Source organism: Cupriavidus sp. PB-02 (genome assembly GCF_058252315.1).
In genome coordinates this window covers 2,762,361-2,780,479 of sequence record NZ_CM177694.1, presented here as the reverse complement: position 1 = coordinate 2,780,479, position 18,119 = coordinate 2,762,361, and the positions used below count along the sequence as shown (strand labels likewise).

General features: G+C 65.9%; 19 protein-coding genes. 13 read left to right on the top strand and 6 right to left on the bottom strand.

Annotation, left to right across the window (positions count from 1 at the left end; genetic code table 11):
• Window positions 1-17 precede the first annotated feature (17 nt).
• From rplI to AC10V3_RS12985, 4 genes are all read left to right on the top strand, one after another.
• Window positions 18-470: a 50S ribosomal protein L9 gene (rplI, locus tag AC10V3_RS13000; RefSeq protein WP_022535680.1), complete on the top strand. Its 453-nt coding sequence runs from the start codon at window positions 18-20 to the stop codon at window positions 468-470.
• A gap of 234 nt (window positions 471-704) precedes the next feature.
• Window positions 705-2,096, top strand: coding sequence for a replicative DNA helicase (locus AC10V3_RS12995; RefSeq protein ID WP_022535679.1), 1,392 nt, complete (start codon window positions 705-707; stop codon window positions 2,094-2,096).
• Between the two features lie 189 nt (window positions 2,097-2,285).
• Window positions 2,286-2,912, top strand: a complete 627-nt coding sequence (locus tag AC10V3_RS12990) for a DUF47 domain-containing protein (protein WP_010809517.1) — start codon at window positions 2,286-2,288, stop codon at window positions 2,910-2,912.
• A gap of 13 nt (window positions 2,913-2,925) precedes the next feature.
• Window positions 2,926-3,933, top strand: coding sequence for an inorganic phosphate transporter (locus tag AC10V3_RS12985; protein WP_022535678.1), 1,008 nt, complete (start codon window positions 2,926-2,928; stop codon window positions 3,931-3,933).
• Window positions 3,934-4,004: 71 nt separating this feature from the next.
• Here AC10V3_RS12985 and AC10V3_RS12980 read toward each other — a convergent pair whose 3' ends face one another.
• From AC10V3_RS12980 to AC10V3_RS12960, 5 genes are all read right to left on the bottom strand, one after another.
• Window positions 4,005-4,700: a C40 family peptidase gene (locus tag AC10V3_RS12980; RefSeq protein ID WP_022535677.1), complete on the bottom strand. Its 696-nt coding sequence runs from the start codon at window positions 4,698-4,700 to the stop codon at window positions 4,005-4,007.
• Between the two features lie 48 nt (window positions 4,701-4,748).
• Window positions 4,749-5,234 carry a hypothetical protein gene (locus AC10V3_RS12975; RefSeq protein ID WP_022535676.1) on the bottom strand — a complete coding sequence of 162 codons (486 nt, stop codon included), beginning with the start codon at window positions 5,232-5,234 and terminating at the stop codon, window positions 4,749-4,751.
• 153 nt (window positions 5,235-5,387) lie between these two features.
• On the bottom strand, window positions 5,388-7,091 hold the full coding sequence (locus AC10V3_RS12970; protein ID WP_022535675.1) for a PhoH family protein: 1,704 nt from the start codon (window positions 7,089-7,091) through the stop codon (window positions 5,388-5,390).
• Window positions 7,092-7,467: 376 nt separating this feature from the next.
• Window positions 7,468-7,932 carry a peroxiredoxin gene (locus AC10V3_RS12965; RefSeq protein ID WP_022535674.1) on the bottom strand — a complete coding sequence of 155 codons (465 nt, stop codon included), beginning with the start codon at window positions 7,930-7,932 and terminating at the stop codon, window positions 7,468-7,470.
• A 142-nt stretch (window positions 7,933-8,074) separates the two neighbouring features.
• Entirely contained in the window at window positions 8,075-8,464 is a 390-nt protein-coding gene (locus tag AC10V3_RS12960; RefSeq protein WP_022535673.1) for an Mth938-like domain-containing protein, read from the bottom strand.
• Between the two features lie 358 nt (window positions 8,465-8,822).
• On the opposite strand from AC10V3_RS12960, the gene AC10V3_RS12955 reads away from it, so the two are divergent.
• The 7 genes from AC10V3_RS12955 (at window position 8,823) to crcB (ending at window position 15,509) form a co-directional block, all read left to right on the top strand.
• On the top strand, window positions 8,823-10,058 hold the full coding sequence (locus AC10V3_RS12955; RefSeq protein ID WP_022535672.1) for a pyridoxal phosphate-dependent aminotransferase: 1,236 nt from the start codon (window positions 8,823-8,825) through the stop codon (window positions 10,056-10,058).
• Between the two features lie 49 nt (window positions 10,059-10,107).
• On the top strand, window positions 10,108-11,418 hold the full coding sequence (locus AC10V3_RS12950) for a homoserine dehydrogenase (RefSeq protein ID WP_022535671.1): 1,311 nt from the start codon (window positions 10,108-10,110) through the stop codon (window positions 11,416-11,418).
• A gap of 21 nt (window positions 11,419-11,439) precedes the next feature.
• Entirely contained in the window at window positions 11,440-12,885 is a 1,446-nt protein-coding gene (gene thrC, locus AC10V3_RS12945; protein WP_022535670.1) for a threonine synthase, read from the top strand.
• Between the two features lie 192 nt (window positions 12,886-13,077).
• Window positions 13,078-14,319 carry a molybdopterin molybdotransferase MoeA gene (locus AC10V3_RS12940; RefSeq protein ID WP_022535669.1) on the top strand — a complete coding sequence of 414 codons (1,242 nt, stop codon included), beginning with the start codon at window positions 13,078-13,080 and terminating at the stop codon, window positions 14,317-14,319.
• A 32-nt stretch (window positions 14,320-14,351) separates the two neighbouring features.
• On the top strand, window positions 14,352-14,609 hold the full coding sequence (gene moaD / locus AC10V3_RS12935; RefSeq protein WP_022535668.1) for a molybdopterin converting factor subunit 1: 258 nt from the start codon (window positions 14,352-14,354) through the stop codon (window positions 14,607-14,609).
• A gap of 1 nt (window position 14,610) precedes the next feature.
• Entirely contained in the window at window positions 14,611-15,129 is a 519-nt protein-coding gene (gene moaE, locus AC10V3_RS12930) for a molybdopterin synthase catalytic subunit MoaE (RefSeq protein ID WP_022535667.1), read from the top strand.
• Window positions 15,129-15,509, top strand: a complete 381-nt coding sequence (gene crcB / locus AC10V3_RS12925; RefSeq protein ID WP_022535666.1) for a fluoride efflux transporter CrcB — start codon at window positions 15,129-15,131, stop codon at window positions 15,507-15,509. The genes moaE and crcB overlap by 1 nt, the downstream gene beginning before the upstream one ends.
• On the opposite strand, the gene AC10V3_RS12920 is transcribed toward crcB, so the two are convergent.
• A complete protein-coding gene (locus AC10V3_RS12920; protein ID WP_022535665.1) occupies window positions 15,491-16,357 on the bottom strand; it encodes an alpha/beta fold hydrolase in 867 nt (288 codons plus the stop codon). The genes crcB and AC10V3_RS12920 overlap by 19 nt on opposite strands.
• Window positions 16,358-16,635: 278 nt before the next feature.
• On the opposite strand from AC10V3_RS12920, the gene AC10V3_RS12915 reads away from it, so the two are divergent.
• Complete coding sequence (locus tag AC10V3_RS12915; RefSeq protein ID WP_022535664.1) at window positions 16,636-17,280, top strand: TetR/AcrR family transcriptional regulator; 645 nt, start codon at window positions 16,636-16,638, stop codon at window positions 17,278-17,280.
• Window positions 17,277-18,059, top strand: coding sequence for an enoyl-CoA hydratase/isomerase family protein (locus AC10V3_RS12910; protein WP_022535663.1), 783 nt, complete (start codon window positions 17,277-17,279; stop codon window positions 18,057-18,059). Before AC10V3_RS12915 ends, AC10V3_RS12910 begins: the two co-directional genes overlap by 4 nt.
• Window positions 18,060-18,119 lie beyond the last annotated feature (60 nt).

Genomic DNA, 18,119 nt, shown 5'->3' with positions numbered 1-18,119 from the left:
GTAACGGAGAAAACACGATGCAAGTCATTCTGCTGGAAAAAGTCATCAACCTGGGCAACCTGGGTGACATCGTCAAGGTGAAGGACGGTTACGCGCGTAACTTCCTGATCCCGTCGAAGAAGGCGCGCCGCGCCACGCAAACCGCGATCGCCGAGTTCGAAGTCAAGCGCGCCGAGCTGGAAAAGTCCGCTGCCGCGAAGCTGGCCGCCGCGCAAGCCGAAGGCGAGAAGCTGAACGGCCTGACCGTCCAGATCAGCCAGAAGTCGGGTGTGGACGGCCGCCTGTTCGGTTCGGTCACCAACGCCGACGTCGCTGAGGCCCTGGAAGGCCAAGGCTTCAAGGTCGAGAAGTCGCAGGTTCGCATGCCGAACGGCCCGCTGAAGACGGTGGGCGACCACCCGGTCAGCGTTGCCCTGCACACGGACGTCGTGGTCGACGTTACCGTGTCGGTGCTGGGCGAGCAGGTCTAAGCTCTGCAGCCTCGCCTGCGCCCTGGCGCCGGCCGAAGCACCGCAAGCACTGCAAGCAAGAAGGCAGGAGCCCCGGCTCCTGCCTTTTTTGTTGCCGGCGTCCCTATCGCGCCACGGTTGCGGTACCCCCGCGGCACTCCGCAGGCCGTGCCTGCGCTGATACCGGAATGTAATCCGACCGCAAGCGCCAAATGTCCGGCGAAGTGCGTCCGCCCGCCGTTATAATCCCTCCCCATGAACGCGCCCGTCGCCGACTCCCAACTCGAGAATCTCAAGGTCCCGCCGCACTCCATCGAAGCCGAGCAATCGGTGCTGGGTGGCCTGCTGCTGGACAACGCCGCCTGGGACCGCATCGCGGACTTCCTGTCGGAGGCGGACTTCTACCGCTTCGACCACCGGATGATCTTCCAGAGCATCGCCCGGCTGATCTCGGCCACCAAGCCGGCCGACGTGATCACGGTGTACGAGATGCTGCAGGTCGCCGGCAAGTCCGAGGAGGTGGGCGGCCTGGCGTACCTGAATTCGCTGGCGCAGAACACGCCCAGCGCGGCCAATATCCGCCGCTATGCGGAGATCGTGCGCGAGCGCTCGGTGCTGCGCAAGCTGGTGACGGTGGCGGACGATATCGCCTCGGCGGCCTTTGCGCCGAAGGGGCGTGAAGTCCGTGAGCTGCTCGACGAGGCCGAATCCAAGGTCTTTGCGATTGCCGAAGAAGGCTCGCGCGGACAGAAGGGTTTCCAGGAAATCCAGCCGCTGCTGACCCAGGTGGTCGAGCGCATCGACGAGCTGTACCACCGCGATTCCACCACCGACGTTACCGGCGTGCCGACCGGCTTCATCGACCTGGACAAGATGACCAGCGGCATGCAGGGTGGTGACCTGATCATCGTGGCCGGCCGCCCCTCGATGGGTAAGACGGCGTTCTCGCTGAACATCGGCGAACACGTGGCGGTGGAGCAGGGCTTGCCGGTGGCAGTGTTCTCGATGGAAATGGCGGGCACCCAGTTGGCCATGCGTATGCTCGGCTCGGTAGGCCGCCTCGACCAGCACCGGCTACGTACTGGCCGCCTGCTGGACGAAGACTGGCCGCGGCTGACACATGCGATCCAGCGCATGAACGACGCCCAGCTGTTCATCGACGAAACGCCGGCGCTGAACCCGATGGAGCTCCGTGCCCGTTCGCGGCGCCTGGCGCGTCAGTGCGGGCAGCTTGGCCTGATCATCATCGATTACCTCCAGCTGATGTCGGGTTCCGGTGGCGGCGAAAACCGCGCGACGGAAATTTCCGAAATCTCCCGTTCGCTCAAGGGCCTGGCCAAGGAACTGAACTGCCCGGTGATCGCACTGTCGCAGCTCAACCGAAGCCTGGAACAGCGCCCCAACAAGCGTCCGGTGATGTCCGACCTGCGTGAATCCGGTGCTATCGAACAGGATGCCGACGTGATCCTGTTCATCTACCGCGACGAAGTCTATAACCCGGACTCCCAGGACAAGGGCACGGCTGAAATCATTATCGGCAAGCAGCGTAACGGCCCGATCGGCACCGTGCGCCTGACCTTCCTCGGCCAGTTCACGAAGTTCGACAACTTCAGCGGCGGCCCGGCTTTCTTCGACAACGACACCTGACGAAGTCAAGCCTGCGCGCAATAGTCGCGGCGGCGCCGTCTCGTTTGTGCCAATTCAGCGGGCAATATCCCCGTAACCCTGTAAAATATTGCGCTTTGATGACAGCCGCCTACCCGGTGGCTGTCATGCAACGCGTCTCCCAATCTGCAACACAAAGCAGCGTCTCTCCCGCTGCAACAAGGACATTCCATGTTCGGCCGATTCATGCCCACCGAGGGCAAGTTCTTCGAATATTTCAACCAGCACGCCGACTGCGCGGTGACCGCCGCCCATGAACTGCAGGCACTGGTCAACGACTTGCCCAACGCCGAGGCGCATGCCCGCCGTGTCCAGGCCACCGAGAAGAAAGCCGACCGGATCACGCACGACACCATCGACCTGCTGCACAAGACCTTTATCACGCCGCTGGACCGCGACGAGATCCACAAGCTCATCACGACCATGGACGACATCCTGGACCTGATGGAAGACGTGGCCGAAACCATCTCGCTGTACGACGTGACCAACCTGACCGACGAGGCGCTGCGCCTGGCGGCGATCTGCGTGCAGTGCTGCGACCAGGTCAAGATCGCAGTGGGGCTGCTCGAGGACATGGGCAACGCCAGTACCATCCTGAAGACCGCCCAGCAGATCGACCAGCTCGAGTCCGAAGCAGATCGCGTGATGCGCTCGGCGATGTCCAAGCTGTTCCGCGACGAGACCGACGTCAAGCGCCTGATCAAGCTGAAGGCCATCTACGAGCAGCTCGAGACGATCACCGACAAGTGCGAGGACGTCGCCAACATCATCGAAGGCATCGTCCTGGAAAACGCCTGAGGCGGCAATCGGCATGCAGACCATTCAAATGAGCCTGTGGGTGATCGCCCTGCTGGTGGCGCTCGCGCTGCTGTTCGACTTTATGAACGGCTTCCACGACGCGGCCAACTCGATTGCCACGGTGGTGTCCACGGGCGTGCTCAAGCCGCACCATGCGGTGGCGATGGCGGCGATGTGCAACGTTGTCGCGATCTTTGTCTTTCACCTGAAGGTGGCCGCCACGGTGGGCACCGGCACCATCGATGTCGGCATCGTCGACCACTACGTGATCTTCGGCGCCCTGGTGGGGGCGATCGCCTGGAACGTCATCACCTGGTACTACGGCATCCCGTCGTCGTCGTCGCACGCGCTGATTGGCGGGCTGGTGGGCGCGGCGGTGGCCAAGGCCGGCACCGGCGCGCTGGTGGGCAGCGGCCTGCTGAAGACCGTGGCCTTTATCCTGATCTCGCCGTTGCTGGGCTTCCTGCTGGGCTCGCTGATGATGGTGATGGTGGGCTGGACCTTCTTCCGCACGCCGCCGTCGCGGGTGGACCGCTGGTTCCGCCGGCTGCAGCTGGTGTCGGCGTCGCTGTATAGCCTGGGGCACGGCGGCAATGACGCGCAGAAGACCATCGGCATAATCTGGATGTTGCTGATCGCCAGCGGCCATGTGATGGCCGGCGGTCAGCCGCCGACCTGGGTGATCGTGAGCTGCTACGTGGCTATCGGCATGGGTACGCTGTTCGGCGGCTGGCGCATCGTGCGCACCATGGGGCAGAAGATCACCAAGCTCAAGCCGGTCGGCGGTTTCTGCGCCGAGACAGGCGGTGCGCTGACGCTGTTCTTTGCCTCGGCGCTAGGCGTGCCGGTGTCGACCACGCATACGATCACGGGCGCCATCGTCGGAGTGGGCTCGGCACAGAAGATGTCGGCGGTGCGCTGGGGCGTGGCCGGCAATATCGTCTGGGCCTGGGTGCTGACCATTCCGGCGTCGGCCTTCATGGCCGCGATCGCATGGTGGATCGGCCGGCATATCCTGTAACGCCGAATTGACCAGCAAAGCAAAAAGCCAGGCAGATGCCTGGCTTTTTGCTTTGGCGCTTCATGTTGGCTTCAGCGATTGGCGAAGGCGGCGATGGGATCGTCGTCGTCCTGCACTGGCGCGGGCGCGGGGGCAGGCACGGGAAGCGGCGGCGCGACCGGTGCTACCGATGGCGCCGGCGGTGAAGCGGGTTCGGGCGGCTGGTTGATCGCCGCCACCACGCGGCGCGCGCCGTTGTAGCGCGACGCCCAGTAGGGCTTGCTCATGTCCTCCAGCCGCACTGTGCCGCCGGAAGAGGGCGCGTGGACAAAGCGGTTCTGCCCGACGTAGATGCCCACGTGCGAATTGGCCCGGCCGGTGGTATTGAAGAACACCAGGTCGCCGGAGGCCACTTCGCTGCGGTCCAGCGCGCTGCCGCGCGTGCCCATCGCCTCGGTCGTGCGCGGGAGGTTGACGTTGGCCGCGCGCGAGACCACGTAGCGCACCAGCCCGCTGCAGTCGAAGCCGGCGTCCGGCGTATTGCCGCCATAGCGGTATGGGGTGCCGACCAGCGACATCGCCTGGATCGAGATTTCTTCCAGGCCGGCGCTGGGGTCGACCATCGGCTTGCCCGGCGTGCGCGGCAAGCCTGCATGGCGGGAAGGCGGGGAACTGGCGCAGGCCGCGAGCAACAGGGCGGTAGCGCAAAGCAGCGGCAGCCGGGCCCTGGCGAGCGGGCCCTGTCGGCGCAGGGAGTCGGAGAAAAGACGGGTACGGCGCAATGGCATCCTGTGGTTCCGGTCGCCGGCCTGCCGGCGCACCGGAGAGGCTTGCCGCTACCAGCGTAGCTGGGCGTTGCGCATACCGGTGCTGACCTTGATGGACTTGGCCTGGCCCTTGTAACTGGCCTCGATATTGTAGCTGCCTTCTGGCGCACGTATCAGGCAACGCGGGCCGGCGGCGCGGAAGCTGGCGACTTCCTGTTCGTCGCGCACCAGCTTGACCGCGACGTCGGACAGGTATTCGCCGGCAGTGCCCTGGGTGAACACGATGCCGATATTGAAGTCTTTTTCCTTGGCGGCCAGCGCCTGGCGCTCGTCTTCGGCAACGCCGCCGCAAACGTAGCTGACCGGGCCCATGGTGCGGATCACCATGTCCTCGGGCGCGGCGCGGGCGGGGCGCGAACTGACAGCCAGGGCCATGCCGGCCGCGGCGAGCATGGCCAGGGCCAGGCGCTGCCTGAGCCGGCTGCGGGCGATGACAGCGCCCGCGCGACGCTGGGCGGCAGGCGCAGGCCTGCCGGACAGATGCTGGTGGTTCATCGAAGCCTCCAGTGGGGATGCGGTACGGGAAGCAAGGCAGTGCGCATCCATGCGGCAATCATAGCCGCAAAGCGCTTGCCGTTGACGACAGGGGCAGCAGCACGGTGCGCCGGCGCACCCCACCGAGGCAGGGCGCGCCGGACAGCGCTCGCGTCAGAGCACGTCGCCCGCGTGGTCAGCCAGGCGCGAGCGCTCGCCGCGCGCCAGCGTGATATGGCCGCTGTGGCTCCAGCCCTTGAAGCGGTCGACCACGTAGGTCAGGCCCGACGAACCCTCGGTCAGGTACGGCGTGTCGATCTGCGCGATATTGCCGAGGCAGATGATCTTGGTGCCCGGGCCGGCGCGCGTCACCAGCGTCTTCATCTGCTTGGGCGTCAGGTTTTGCGCCTCGTCGATGATGACGAATTTGTTGACGAAGGTGCGGCCGCGCATGAAGTTCATGCTCTTGACCTTGATGCGCGAGCGGATGAGCTCCTGCGTGGCGGCGCGGCCCCAGTCGCCGGCGCTGTCGTCGCTCTTCTGCAGCACCTCGAGGTTATCGTCGAATGCGCCCATCCACGGCTGCATCTTCTCTTCCTCGGTGCCGGGCAGGAAGCCGATGTCTTCGCCCACCGGCACGGTGGCGCGGGTGACGATGATCTCGTTGTAGAGCTTCTGGTCGAGTACTTGCTCCAGGCCCGCAGCCAGCGCCAGCAGGGTCTTGCCGGTACCGGCCTGGCCCAGCAGCGTGACGAAGTCGATGTCCGGGTTCATCAGCAGGTTGAGCGCGAAATTCTGCTCGCGGTTGCGAGCGGTCACGCTCCATACATTGTTCTTGTGGTGCGTGTAGTCCTTCAGCGTCTGCAGCAGCGCGGTCTTGCCGTTGATCTCCTTGACCTGCGCGTACAGCGGCAGGCTGCCGTCGACCGGCTCAAGGTAGACGAACTGGTTGACCAGGAAGGATGGCACCAGCGGCCCGGTCAGGCGATAGAACATGGCTCCGGACTTCGGGTCCTGCCAGCTTTCCACGCCCTTGCCGTGCCTGGTCCAGAAGTCGCCGGGCAGCTGCATCACGCCGGCGTAGAGCAGGTCCTTGTCTTCCAGGACCTGGTCGTTGAAGTAGTCCTCTGCCGGCAGGCCGAGCGCGCGCGCCTTGATGCGCATGTTGATGTCTTTCGACACCAGCACTACCTGGCGCTCGGGGTACTGCTGCTGCAGCGCGCTGACCACGCCCAGGATCTGGTTGTCGGCCTTGCCTTGCGGAAGGCCCTCGGGCAGCTTGATGTCGTTCAGGCGCGTCTGGAAGAACAGCTTGCCCTGCGCATCGCGGTTGCCGAGCTTTTCCAGCGGCAGCCCTTCGTCGAGAACGCCATCGGTGCCGCCCACCAGCGAATCGAGCGTGCGGCTGACCATGCGCGCATTGCGCGCGACTTCGCTCATGCCCTTCTTATGGTTGTCCAGTTCTTCGAGCGTCATCATCGGCAGATAGATGTCGTGTTCCTCGAAGCGGAAGAGCGAGGCGGGGTCGTGCATCAGCACGTTGGTGTCGAGCACGAACAGCTTGCTCGGCCCTTCGGACTTGCGGGCGCGGCGGGTGGGGCCGGCGGACGGCTTGAGCAGGCTGACCGGCGCGGCGCTGACGGCCGGCGCGGGTGCGGTCGGGGTTTCAGTGCTGCGGGCGCGGGTGCCACCGGCGGCGCGTGCCTGGACTTCAGGCGCCTGGGTGTCGCCGGTTTCCAGCAATGCCACGCGCTCGAGTGCCGGCACAGGTTTCTTGCCCTGTGTCGCGGATTTGGCCTTGGGCACCGCGGTAACCGGAGCGAATTCGCTCGGGTCCAGCAATTGGGCAGGCTTGGCGGGCATGGTAGGCAGCGGCATGCTTGGCTTTCCTTTCAGGGGGACAAGAAGGGGGCGTAGACGTCCGGGCCGCGGTGCGCAACGGCGTCGCGGGCCATGGCCGGGGCATGCATGCGCGAGGCATCCGGCGCGGACAGGGATGAGTGCAAACAAAAAAGCCGCCATGCCTGCATAACAGGTGTGGCGGCTATCTTGCGGACCGGCGACACGGCAGGTCCGCTACCGGCCTGTGGCGCGAACCGCCTGGGCCGGGAAGTCGAAGCAGCGTGGCATCCGGAATCTGAACTCATTACGGGCCAATGTATCCGAAGGTTTTGGGTTTGGCAATCGCTTGCAACACCACCCGGATGCAGTGTCGCGGCAACGCCAAATGACCCGCGGCGTCATGTGCAAGGACTCACAGTCCGCGCACGATCTCCAGCACTTCGTCGACGTGGTTCGGCACCTTGATGCCGCGCAGTTCGTGGCGCAGGATGCCCTTGCCGTCGATGATAAAGGTGCTGCGCTCGATGCCCCGGTGCTCCTTGCCATAAAGCTTTTTCATCTTGATGACATCGAACAGCGAGCACACGGCTTCATCGGCGTCGGAGATCAGTTCGAAGGGCAGTTCGAGCTTGGCCTTGAAGTTCTCATGCGAGCGAATGCTGTCGCGCGAGATGCCAAATACCTGCACGCCGGCCTTGGTGAAGTCGTCGTACTGGTCGCGGAAGTTCATGGCCTCGGTGGTGCAGCCCGGCGTGTTGTCCTTCGGATAGAAGTACAGCACCACCGTCTTGCCGCGGTAGTCGGCAGGACGGAAGGTGGCGTCGCCGGTCATCGGCGCGCTGAAGTCGGATACGGCCTTGTTGAGACTGACGGTCATGCTTGTGGCTCCTGGGCGAGGGGCAGAGGGATCAGGAAGGAGGGGGCTGCCACCTTAGCGGGAGCAGATTGGGGCGCGCGGCCAGACTTCAAGCGTGGCGCCGGCTCAACTTTCGCAATCGCGGCCGGCAGGGCGCGCCGGGTCAGGCGGCGCCAGCTTCGGGCTCCAGCAGCAGCACCGCGGCCACCTTGCGGCCCTCGGCCATCAGGATGTTGTAGGTGCGGCAGGCGGCCTGCAAGTCCATGGCGTCGACGCCGACATGGCGGCGCGACAGCGAGGCGGTCAGGCGCGGGTGCGGGAAGCGCAGCCGGGCGCCGGTGCCGAGCAGCACCACTTCCGGGCCGAGCTCGGCGAGTTGCTCGAAATGTGCCGGCTCCAGGTCTTCGAAGCGGCTGACCGGCCAGGGTCGGACTTCGCCTTCGGGCATGACCAGCAGCGAGGTGGTGTGACGGACGAGATTGATTTCGATATATCCCGGCCCATAGGCCGTGACGGTATTGAGCGACTGGGGCTGGTCGGCGTGGAGTTTCACTTGGAGGCCTCTGCGGCGGCCGCCGCGGGCTGGTTGGCCGGCCCGTGGGACGGATGGCCGGCAGCGCGGACGGGCATGGTGTGAAGGACAGGACAGACGACAGGATCGGCGACGGGGTGGGCATCCGCCCGCAGGCCGTTGCCGTGCGCCCCGCTGGCGCACGCTGCAATGCAAGAATCCCTGCCGAAGTCTGTCATAATCCGATAAATTATAGCTTTTGCCTCCCTGTCTGCCACGTTCGCGTTGCATTGCAGCGGACGGCACCTCCGCATTCGTCAGATTCGCCCGGATTCCCCTGTTCGGTGCCGCCGACGCGGCACACCTATCGCCAGCCCCGACAGCCTGCCCCGACATCGCCGTGAAACCCATCCAGAAATCCAACAAACTCAATAATGTTTGCTACGACATCCGCGGTCCGGTGCTGGAAAAGGCCAAGCAGATGGAGGAAGAAGGGCACAAGATCATCAAGCTGAATATCGGCAACCTGGCCGTGTTCGGCTTTGACGCGCCGGAAGAGATTCAGCAGGACATGATGCGAAATCTGCCAAATTCGGCAGGTTATTCTGATTCCAAGGGTATTTTCGCCGCGCGCAAGGCGATCATGCACTATACCCAGCAAAAAAATATCGAGGGCGTTGGCCTGGACGACATTTATGTCGGCAATGGCGCCTCCGAACTGATCGTGATGGCGGTCAACGCGTTGCTCAATACCGGCGATGAAGTGCTGGTGCCGGCGCCGGACTACCCGCTGTGGACCGCCGCGGTGAGCCTCTCCGGCGGCACGCCGGTGCACTATATCTGCGACGAAGCCAACGACTGGATGCCCGACCCCGCCGATATCCGGGCCCGCATCACGCCGCACACCAAGGCCATCGTCATCATCAACCCGAACAACCCGACCGGGGCGCTGTATTCGGACGAACTGCTGCTCGAGATCGTCGCGATCGCGCGCGAGCATGACCTGATCATCTTCGCCGACGAGATCTACGACAAGGTCCTGTACGACGGCAACACCCACACCTCGATCGCCTCGCTGTCGACCGACGTGCTGACGGTGACCTTCAACGGCCTGTCGAAGAACTACCGCTCGTGCGGCTACCGTGCCGGCTGGATGGTGGTGTCCGGCGACAAGCGTCCGGCGATCGATTACATCGAAGGCCTGAACATGCTGTCGTCGATGCGCCTGTGCGCCAACGTGCCGGGCCAGTGGGCGATCCAGACCGCGCTGGGCGGCTACCAGAGCATCAACGACCTGGTGGCGGAAGGCGGGCGCCTGCGACGCCAGCGCGACCTGGCCTACGAACTGATCACCGCGATCCCGGGCGTGACCTGCGTCAAGCCCAAGGCCGCGCTGTACCTGTTCCCCAAGCTCGACCTGTCGATGTACCCGGTGCAGGACGACCAGGAGTTTATCTACGAACTGCTGCAGGAGTCCAAGGTGCTGCTGGTGCAGGGCTCGGGCTTCAACTGGGCCAAGCCCGATCATTTCCGCATCGTGTTCCTGCCGCACGAGGAAGACCTGCGCGAGGCCATCGGCCGCATCGCGCGCTTCCTCGAGGCGTACCGAAAACGCCACGGCAAGGTAGCGGCCTGAATTCGCGGGCCGCGCCGCAACTCATCCTTAGCAACTCAGAAGATTGTCCATGAACCCCATCAAAGTTGGCCTGCTCGGCATCGGTACCGTCGGTAGCGGCACGTACAACGTGCTCAAGCGTAATCAGGAAGAAATTCGCCGCCGCGCGGGCCGCGGCATCGAGATTGCCATCGTGGCCGATCTCAACACCGAACGCGCGCGCGAACTGACCAACGGGGAAGTGGAGATCGTCAGCGATGCCAACGAGGTGGTCAACCGCCCGGACATCGACATCGTCATCGAACTGATCGGCGGCTACGGCATCGCGCGCGAGCTGGTGCTGAAGGCGATCGAGAACGGCAAGCACGTGGTCACCGCCAACAAGGCGCTGCTGGCCGTGCACGGCAACGAGATCTTCGAAGCCGCGCGCCGCAAGGGCGTGATCGTCGCCTTCGAGGCCGCGGTTGCCGGCGGTATCCCCATCATCAAGGCGCTGCGCGAAGGCCTGACCGCCAACCGCATCCAGTGGATCGCCGGCATCATCAACGGCACCACCAACTTCATCCTGTCCGAGATGCGCGACAAGGGCCTGGACTTCGATGTGGTGCTGAAGGAAGCCCAGCAGCTCGGCTATGCCGAAGCCGACCCGACCTTCGACATTGAAGGCATCGACGCCGCGCACAAGGTCACGCTGATGAGCGCGATCGCCTTCGGCATGCCGGTGCAGTTCGACAAGGCCCACGTGGAAGGCATCACCAAGCTGGCTGCCACCGACATCAAGTACGCCGAGGAACTGGGCTACCGCATCAAGCTGCTGGGCATCACCCGCCGCCGCGACGACGGCGTGGAGCTGCGCGTGCATCCGACGCTGGTGCCGGCCTCGCGCCTGATCGCCAACGTCGAAGGCGCAATGAACGCCGTGCTGGTGCAGGGCGACGCCGTGGGCGCGACGCTCTACTACGGCAAGGGCGCCGGCGCCGAGCCGACCGCCTCGGCCGTGATCGCCGACCTGGTCGACGTGACCCGCCTGCACACCGCCGATCCGAACCACCGCGTGCCGCACCTTGCGTTCCAGCCGGACGAGCTGTCGAGCGTGCCGGTGCTGCCGATCGGAGAGATCAACAGCTCGTACTACCTGCGCATGCGCGTGTCGGACGAGACCGGTGTGCTGGCCGAGATCACCCGCATCCTGGCCGAAGGCGGTATTTCGATCGACGCCATGCTGCAGAAGGAATCCCGCGAAGGCGAGCCGCAGACCGACATCATCATCCTGACCCACATCACGCGCGAGAAGCATGTCAACGCCGCCATCGCGAAGATCGAGGCGCTGCAGACCGTGCTGTCCGGCGTGACGCGGCTGCGCATGGAAGAACTGAACTAAGGGCCGGACCAGCAGATTCAGATGAAATACAAGTCGACCCGCGGCCACGAACTGCCGCAAACCTTCTCCGAGATCCTGCTGGGCGGCCTGGCGCCGGACGGCGGCCTGTACCTGCCCGTCGAGTACCCGCAAGTCAGTGCCGACGAGCTCGAAGCCTGGCGCAAGCTGTCGTATGCCGACCTGGCCTACGAGATCCTGCGCAAGTTCAGCGACGACATTCCCGCCGAAGACCTGCGCGCGCTGACGCGCAAGACCTATACCCCCGAGGTGTATTGCAACGCGCGCGAAGGCGACAACACCGCCGACATCACGCCGCTGCGCACCCTGGGCGAAGAGTGCGGTACGAAGCTGCAACTGCTGGGCCTGTCCAATGGCCCGACGCTGGCCTTCAAGGACATGGCGATGCAGCTGCTCGGCAACCTGTTCGAGTACGCGCTGGGCCGTGCCGGGCAGGAGCTGAACATCCTGGGCGCGACTTCCGGCGATACCGGCAGCGCCGCCGAGTACGCGATGCGTGGCAAGCGCGGCATCCGCGTGTTCATGCTGAGCCCGCACCGCAAGATGAGCGCGTTCCAGACCGCGCAGATGTTCAGCCTGCAGGACGCCAACATCTTCAATCTGGCGGTCGAAGGCGTGTTCGACGACTGCCAGGACATCGTCAAGGCGGTCTCCAACGACCTCGACTACAAGGCGCGCCAGAAGATCGGCACGGTCAACTCGATCAACTGGGCGCGCGTGGTGGCCCAGGTGGTCTACTACTTCAAGGGCTGGCTGCTGGCGACCAGCGGCCCCGGCCAGAAGGTCTCGTTCTGCGTGCCGTCCGGCAATTTCGGCAACGTCTGCGCCGGCCATATCGCGCGCATGATGGGCCTGCCGATCGACAAGCTGGTGGTTGCCACCAACGAGAACGACGTGCTCGACGAGTTCTTCCGCACCGGCGCGTACCGCGTGCGCAAGTCGGCCGAGACGTACCACACGTCGAGCCCGAGCATGGATATCTCCAAGGCCTCGAACTTCGAGCGCTTCGTGTTCGACTTGCTGGGCCAGGATGCCGACAAGCTGGCGGCGCTGTTCCGCGACGTGGAAGAGAAGGGCGGTTTCGACCTGTCGGGCACGCCGGAATTCGACCGCATCCGCGAGTACGGCTTTGTCTCGGGCCGCAGCACGCATGACGACCGCGTGGCGACCATCCGCGACCTGTCGTCGCGCTATGGCATCACCATCGATACCCATACCGCCGATGGCGTCAAGGTGGCGCGCGAGCATCTCAGCGCCGGCGTGCCGATGGTGGTGCTGGAAACCGCGCTGCCCGCCAAGTTTGCCGACACCATCCGCGAAGCGCTTGGCCACGAGCCGGAGCGCCCGGCAAAGTTCGAGGGCATCGAGCGCCTCCCACAGCGCTTCGAAGTGATGCCGGCCGACGCCGCGCAGGTCAAGGCCTATATCGCCCGCCACACCGGCCTGTAAGCGACGCATGGGCGCGGGGACCGGGCTGCGGCGCTGCCGCGTGCCGGGTCCGTGCCAACTCGCTACAATCAGGCTGCGGGCCCGAGCCTCGGCCCCCGGATTGCACGCCGCCAGTTTGCTGGAGGGCGGCAATGCGCGGGCCGTTTCTTTTGGGTCAACCCGCATGGGCCAACCCATTTTGCACATCGCACCATGACCCAAGCCGCAGCACCTTCCCGTCCCCCGATGCTGACCATGGCGCAGGCGCTCGACGCCTTGCTCGCTGCCGCCCGTCCGCTGGCCCAGGTGGAGTCGGTCGACACGCTTGACGCCAACGGCCGCGTGCTGGCCGCGCCCGTGACCAGTACGCTGCGCGTGCCGCCGGCGGACAACACCTCGATGGATGGCTATGCCATGCGTGCCGCCGATGTGCCGGCCGCGGGCACGCGGCTGCGCGTGTCGCAGCGCATTCCGGCAGGGCATGTCGGTTCTGAGCTTGAACCCGGCACCGCCGCGCGCATCTTCACTGGCGGGCTGATTCCGCCGGGTGCCGATGCCGTGGTGATGCAGGAACAATGCACGGCCGAGGGCGAGGACGTGATCGTCAACCATGTGCCGCAGTCCGGCGAATGGGTGCGGCGCGCTGGCGAAGACATCGAGTCCGGCAGCGTGATCCTGCCGGCCGGCACGCGGCTTACACCGCAGGCGCTGGGGCTGGGTGCCTCGGTCGGCCAGGCAAGGCTTGACGTGGTGCGGCGCGTGCGGGTGGCGGTGTTCTTCACCGGCGACGAACTGGCGATGCCGGGCGAGCCGCTCAAGCCGGGCGCGATCTACAACTCGAATCGCTTCACGCTGCGCGGCCTGCTGGAAAACCTGGGCTGCGAGGTCAGCGACTTCGGCATCGTGCCGGATACGCTGGCGGCCACGCGCGAGACGCTGCGCCGCGCGGCGCAAGGCCACGACCTGATCATCACCTCGGGCGGCGTGTCGGTCGGCGAGGAAGACCATATCAAGCCCGCGGTCGAGGCCGAAGGGCGGCTCGACATGTGGCAGATCGCGATCAAGCCGGGCAAGCCGCTGGCGTTCGGGCAGGTCACCAGCGCCGGTGCCGAGCCGGCCTTCTTCCTGGGGTTGCCGGGCAACCCGGTGTCGAGCTTCGTCACCTTCCTGCTGTTCGTGCGGCCCTTCATTCTGCGCCTGCAGGGCGTGGCCGACGTGGCGCCGCGCCGCCTGCCGCTGCGTGCCGATTTCGAGCTGAAGAAGGGCGACCGCCGCAACGAGTTCCTGCGCGCGCGCATCAACACGGAGGGTGGGCTGGACTTGTTCCCGAACCAGAGCTCCGGCGTGCTGACCTCTACCGTGTGGGGCGATGGCCTGATCGACAACCCGCCCAACCAGGCGATCGCGCGCGGCGACACCGTGCAGTTCATTCCGTTTGACGGCCTGCTCGCATAGCGGGCCCGCATCATCAGGACGCAGAAGCAGTGATGACCATCGAACTACGATTCTTCGCCAGCGTGCGCGAACAACTCGGCGTGGCCGAAGAGCGCATCGAGGTGCCGACGGGCGTGCGCACCGTGGGCGAGCTGCGCCACTGGCTGATCCAGCGCGGCGGCGCCTGGGCCGAGACCCTGGCCGAAGGCCGCGCGCTGCGCATGGCCGTCGACCACGCGGTGGCGCGGCCCGATACGGCGATCGCCGACGGCTGCGAGGTCGCCTTCTTCCCGCCCGTCACCGGAGGCTGAGATGAGCGTCAGGGTACAGCGCGAGGATTTCGACCTGGGTGCCGAGGTAACGGCCCTGCGCGCCGGCAACCCGGCGGTAGGCGCGGTGGCCAGCTTTATCGGCACGGTGCGCGATATCAGCGACGGCAGCGCCGTCAGCGCGATGGAGCTGGAGCACTACCCGGGCATGACCGAGAAGGCGCTGACTCAGATCGAGGCGGCCGCGTGCGCGCGCTGGGCGCTGCTGGGCGTGACCATCATCCATCGCGTCGGCCCGCTGCTGCCGCAGGACCAGATCGTGCTGGTGGCGGTCGCGTCCGCGCATCGCGGCAATGCCTTCGCTGCGTGCGAATTCATCATGGACTATCTTAAGTCCGAAGCGCCGTTCTGGAAGAAGGAAGAAACGCCGGAAGGCGCGCGCTGGGTCGATGCCCGCGTCACCGACGAAGCCGCGCTCAAGCGCTGGGGCATCGCGTCGTTCAACGCCAGCGGCGATGACGAGCAGCAAGGAGAGGGCGGCGACGGCGGGAGCCGGTCCTGATGGGTCCGTTGGGGTTTGTCGCCGTGGGCGTAGGCGCCGCGGTAGGTGCGTGGCTGCGCTGGGGGTTCTCGGTGCTGTGGAATGCCATCAACCCGGCCATGCCCTACGGCACGCTGGCGGCGAACCTGCTGGGCGGCTACCTGATCGGGCTGGCGGTGGGTTACTTCGACACGCACGCCGCCCTGCCGTCGGAATGGCGCCTGCTGGCCGTCACCGGTTTCCTCGGCGGGCTGACCACGTTCTCGACCTTTTCCAGTGAAGTAGTGGCGAACCTGATCGCCGGCGACTATGGCTGGGCGGCGATGCACCTGCTGCTGCACTTGGGTGGCTCGCTGCTGCTCACAGCGTTTGGCCTCTGGACTTACCGCGTGCTGGCCTGAGCGATCAGCGCGAGCAACGCGGCATTGAACGCCTGCGGCTGCTCCATATGCGGGCTGTGGCCTGCACCGGCTACCACGCTGAATCCTGCCGAAGGTTGCAGCGCTAACGTGGCCGTGCCGACCGCCGGCGCGTACAAGCGGCTGGCCGCACCGTACAGGTGGAACAGCGGCAAGGCCGCCGTACGCAGCGTCGCGCGAAAATCCTGGCGCGCCATATCCTCCCACTGCGCGGCGAGCGCCGCGGCATCGCACTGGCTTGCCATCTGCGCGATGCGCTGCATTGCGGCGCCGTCCGGGCGCCGTCCCGCCGCCCACAATCCCAGCGCGAAAGACGGCGCCAGCCGGACCCAGTCGGCCCGGATACGGGCCGCCATCTGCGCGGCGTGCTCGATGTCATAGTCGCCGTGCAGGCCATGCGGCCAGTCCGGATCCGTCACCAGCCGGGGCGTCATGTCGATGCTGCCGACCGCCGCCAGCGGAAGACCCGGATGGTCACGCAGCAGTGCCCATGCCACCATTGCTCCCATCGACCAGCCTGCCACCACCACGTCAGCGAGCCCCAGGTGCGCGACCAGGCCGGCCACATCCTGCGCCAGCGCCGTGATCGTGGTGCCGGCGCGGTAGCGGGACAGGCCATGGCCGGCGTGGTCAGGCGCGATCACGCGGAATCCCGCCAGCGCCAGCGCACGCTGGCCGTCGAAGGCCTCGCCACTGACCGACCAACCGTGCAGTAACAGCAGTGGCCGGCCCTGGCCGGTTTCGCGCCAGCCTGGCAGGGCGCCGGCGGCCGGATGGCTGGCAAAAGGCGGGGGCGCGGTGCTTGCGGGGGCCGAAGCGGGAGCGTCCAACGACGGGTATCTCCTGGCGGTGGGTCGGGAAAGTGGCCTGGATGCCACCGCGCGCAACCTGCCCCGGTGGAGGGTGATCCCTATTGACATCCTTCGTGGTGAATTTATACGATGAAACATGAATCAGATATCAGGTTTTGCCTGCATAACGATTCAAGGCAGTGATTCAAAGGCGGCGGCAGGTGCGAGGAGGTACTTGCCAAGAACGGGACACCGCCTGCAGGACATGAAGCGGCTGGCATTCCAATGACAAGGCGCACAGCGCCACCGGAGACACGATGTCCCAGACCGAAACTGGCGAGACTGGCGAAGTCCGCGAACCCGGCTTGGCCGGCGCCATCTGCCCGCCCAAGACCGCGCGCGGGCAGAAGACCCGCGAAGCACTGCTGCGCGCTGCCGAGAAAGTGTTCGGCGAGAAAGGCTACTACGCCGCATCGATCTCCGAAATCACGCAGGAAGCCAAGGTGGCGATGGGCACCTTCTACCTGTACTTCAAGGACAAGGAAGACATCTTCCGCGCGCTGGTCGCCCATATGCTGGAACTGGTGCGCGCGCACCTGCGCAAGCACGTGGCCAACGCCGCCAGCCAGATGGAGGCCGAGCGCCTCGGCCTGAAGGCCTTCCTCTCTTTCGTTTCGCGCCACAAGAACCTGTACCGGATCGTGCTCGATTCCTACTCGGTGGACGAGACCATCTACAGCAGTTATTTCCAGGTCTTTGCCGAGCTCTACAGCCGGCGCCTCGAGCGCGCCGAAGAGCAGGGCGAGATCGTCCCCGGCGATGCCGAGGTGCGCGCCTGGTGCCTGATCGGCATCAGCAACTTCCTGGGCATGCGCTATGCGCGCTGGAAGCGGCCCGCATCGATGGAGAAGGTGGTCGATACCGCCTTCGACCTGATCTCGCACGGCCTGCAGCCGCGATGAGCACGCACGGCGAGCCGTTGGTCCTGCTGGATTGCGCCGACGGCGTGGCGCTGCTGCGCCTGAACCGGCCGCAGCGGCACAACAGCCTGGTGCCCGAGTTGCTGGAGGCGCTGCTCGACGCGCTGGATGAAATCGAGGCCGACCCGTCGATCCGCGTGGCGGTGCTGACCCATGCGGGACCGAACTTCTCGACCGGCGGCGATGTGGCCGCCTTTGCCGACCAGGGTGATGGCATTGCGGAATATGCGGACCGGCTGCTGGCGCTGCTGAACCGGTCGATCCTGCGCATTGCCGCGCTGCGCTGCCCGATGGTGGCGGCGGTGGAAGGCTGGCTCACCGGTGGCTCGCTCGGCCTGGTTCTGGCGTGCGACATGGCGGTGCTGGCGCAGGATGCGCGTATTGCGCCGTTCTACACCGTAGTCGGCTTCAGCCCGGACGGCGGCTGGACCGCGATGCTGCCGCAACTGGTCGGCGCGCCGCGGGCGCGCGCCTGGCAATTGAACAATACGATCGTGGCCGCGCCGGATGCGCTCACGCACGGCATAGCGGCCGCGCTGGCGGCGCCGGGATCGGCGGAGGCCGAGGCCATCGCGCTGGCACGCGGCATCGCGGCCAAGGTGCCCGGCAGCGTCGCGCACACGCGCGCATTGCTGCGCTGGGATGCCGACGCGCTGGCAGCGGGCCTGCAGCGTGAGCGCGTGGCCTTCGTCGCACAGGTGGCGAGTGCCGAGACGGCGGAGGGCATGCGGCACTTCCTTGCAGGCCGCGCGCGCGAATAGCAAAGCAACACCCCCACGCAGTTGCAGCAGGTTTCAGCCCAACAAACACAAACGAGACCG